The following is a 3150-nucleotide window of genomic DNA, read 5'->3' as shown; positions in this document are numbered from 1 at the left end:
ATGTGCGTCCGTTCGCCGGGCGTCAACCTGATCGGGGCCGGGGCTCCGAGCGCTCTGATGGGATCGTTTATGAGGTTGTAAACTGGCGGCGCATCGGCCCAGGGGTCGGGAGCGCTGACAGCAGAATAGGCCATACTCACCCCTCCATCTCCACCGTCAACGTGGTGTATGCGCCTGTGAATACCGTAGAGGCGGAGGCGAACTCTACGTTCTCAAGGTAGTGGTAGCCGCGAGACGGCGCGATTGGCGTGGACATGCTAAGCGGCACCTGGACCGACGTGCCCGCGTAACTGACGAGCGCGGCGGGCCCGAGTGGCGGACTCATAGCGCCATCCAGCGCCGCTGAGATAACGATAGTGGTTCCCGCAGCTGGCCCGGCGAAACTCGTGGCCGTGACCTTGACTGCGAGCCCGGGGGCCACCTGAACGAAATTGATCCGCGGGCCAGCGCCCCCGTCAGCTGCGCGCCAATCGGCCGTGCCATAGGTCCACGTCGCGGATGAGGCGGTCACGATCTTTTTGAACGCCACGCGATTGTAGAGGTTGACGATGTCGATGTTAGCGCTCGTTAACTGCGCTTCCCCGGCAAGAGTGGTCMTGAACGTGCCGACCCGCGCGGCCTGGCGGACTGGCACGGCTGTCACGTTTCCGGCGGCGCTGCCCCAGCGGATGTTGAGCGGCGCTGAATTGACTTCGAGTCCCTCGACGATCTCGGTCGCGACATTGGCGGGCGCCGAGCCGAACTTGAGCGGCGAACCGAAGATAAAGAGGTCATAGAGGGTCGCCGCCGCGTGATAGGGCGCCGAGAGCGGCAGCGACAGCTCGCCAAAATCGACCATCGTGAACTGGCCGCCGATCAATACGGGCGCGAACTTCCCGCCTGCGGGCGTGTAGAACAGCGATGTCACGCCGGCGATATCCGCGCCGGGGATTGCCACGCCCGTCAGCGGCGTCACGCGCCCCTGCGGCGGCGTCATGAACGATCGCGGAATCCCGGTGAGCTGCGAGCCGTCGACAGCAGGCAGTTTGCCGGCAGCATCGAGAGCAACGAGCTTCCCCGCGGTGACCCCGATCCGAGCATCGACATGCTGCTTGGTCCGGAGCGGGTTCATTCCCTTGTTCTCGGCCTCGCCGGCTTCAGCTTCGGCCTTGTTGGCGAAGATGAACGAGCCGGCGGCCGCTTCGGCTGCCAGGCGGTCGATGCCAGTCTGCACCCTGTCTGCCGCCGTTGCAGTCGCGTCCAAGCCGGTCTGAACCCGATCGAAGGCCGTGGCGTCGGCATCCTKCCCCGTCGCAACGCGATCCAGGCCGGTCGCCACCCGATCCAACCCGGTGGCTACCAGGTCTTGCCCGGTCGCGACCCGGTCGGCAGCGGTCGCCACCGCGTCTTCTTCGACCTGCTGGACCATCGCGATGAACGCGGGCGAAGCCTCGCCGGGATCGCCCTTGTCACCCTTGTCGCCCTTGGGAAGTCCAAGCTTGAGGCCCTGACTCGGCGCGGTACCAACGACCTCAGCCGTCGCCGGCTGCCCCGTTTCGAGCGTAACGACCTCGTCGATCGTGAGCGAGTTCGCCGGACCCGGTGGGCCGACGCCGCCGATCGCAGTCACCACGGCCTGGTTGCCGCCCCAGTTGACCGTGGCCTGGTTGCCGCGGACGCCATAGACCAGCTTGCCCGGCTCGTCATAGACGAAGCGCACCGCCATGATGCGAATGGAACCGCCGCCGGTTTCGTCGCGGATGTCGGCCTGATACTCGCCTGTCGGCCAGGTGCCCATCCCGCTCTTCGCGAAGAGCATGGTCAGGTTGCCCGCACCAACAAGAACGAGGCCGCCATTGGCAAGCGTGAGTTCGGTCTTCACGGCGCCGGTGGAGCGCAGCTTGACGTTCACCTTCAGCGCTCGGCCGGCGAGCACGAGCCCGACGAAGTCCAGCTGAAAATGMAGATCCTCTTCGGTCGAGATCTGGAATTGAGCGATCGTGTTCGTCATGGCGATGCCCGCATGAAAAAGCCGCCTCAGAGGGCKGCGAAGGACAGTGGAAGGTGGAAGCTGGGGTTAAGCGTAACCAGTCACGTCGACGGCGGCGTAAAGGCCGACGTCATAAAGCGGGACGACGTTTCGACCGACCGTGACGCGATCCGAAGTGATCGTATGAGCGTTGACCCTCAGCGCCCAGATTTCGAGCCAGTAACGTCCAAGCGGCAACGGCGCTATATTCTGCGCGTACAACGCTGCACGTAGGAGTAGAGGTACATAGCTGCGTCCTGGCACCCCCGTGAAAGACGCGTCGCAAGTTTGAACAGACACGACCTTTAGCGGACGCACCTCGTCATGGAACACCCGCTGCCCTGCCGCATTGAAAATTTCCAGCCCGAGATTCTTGAAACTAGGATTGGTCGGCGTGTCGAAGATGTAGAACTTCACTGTCTCCGCGCTCTCGCCGCCTGACATGAGCGGGTAAAGCAGCCAGCGGTAAAGCCAAGTCGCTCCGTCGAATTCAGTGCTGAGCAGGTAAGGATAATATTTGTAACAGCTGCAGGCCATTAAGGCCGACGCRCCAGTGACGTATTGGTCCACGCGAATGGGGAGGTCACCGATTTCGTTGTAAACGGGGCTTCCGCGCATCTCTCGAAATGACATATTCTTCCAGTTTTCATCGATCTGGACTGTGAATAGGTCGTTATAGGCGGTCAATCCGGATGTCATTAGTAAACAAACAAAGTTAGTCGGGTGTCGCCGACAGGGTTGCTCCAGTAAAGATTGCCGCCGCCGTACCAATAAGTTGGCGCTTGCATGAGGGTCGATATCGCGTTCTGCCCGCTGATATTCATTCTGGTGAAAACCGGGAACGGCGTTCCGGTCAAAAGACCCTCGCTATAAATTGATCCTTCGCCCGAACCCGCGGCTAGAAAGTAAGTGCCGATGTATCGGGTGACGCGGTCGGTGAGATCGAGCAGGACGTTGCCGTATTGGTCGAATGTTTGAAGTCCCTGAGGCATCACCAAATCCCCATGCGGACGCGCAGCTGGCCGTTGTCGTCGAAAACCTGAAAGAGGCTGCTCGTGATGACTGTTCGGCGTCCTGAAGCGCCCGAAATCATGGTCAGTGTGCCATCGGCCGCGATGAAGAAGCGGTTGTTGATGTTGAGC

3 protein-coding genes are annotated in these 3150 nt (G+C 61.7%); all 3 read right to left on the bottom strand.

Going from position 1 to position 3150, the window contains the following annotated elements; translation table 11 throughout:
• Positions 1-136: 136 nt before the first annotated feature.
• On the bottom strand, positions 137-1990 hold the full coding sequence (locus AC1DRP_RS35870; RefSeq protein WP_476771059.1) for a hypothetical protein: 1854 nt from the start codon (positions 1988-1990) through the stop codon (positions 137-139).
• Positions 1991-2056: 66 nt separating this feature from the next.
• Positions 2057-2695, bottom strand: a complete 639-nt coding sequence (locus tag AC1DRP_RS35865; protein ID WP_476771058.1) for a hypothetical protein — start codon at positions 2693-2695, stop codon at positions 2057-2059.
• Positions 2696-2706: 11 nt separating this feature from the next.
• Positions 2707-3000 carry a hypothetical protein gene (locus tag AC1DRP_RS35860; RefSeq protein WP_476771057.1) on the bottom strand — a complete coding sequence of 98 codons (294 nt, stop codon included), beginning with the start codon at positions 2998-3000 and terminating at the stop codon, positions 2707-2709.
• Between the last annotated feature and the right edge of the window lie 150 nt (positions 3001-3150).

Source organism: Allobosea sp. 01N443 (assembly GCF_056399325.1).
This window is presented reverse-complemented; position numbering and strand designations above follow the sequence as displayed.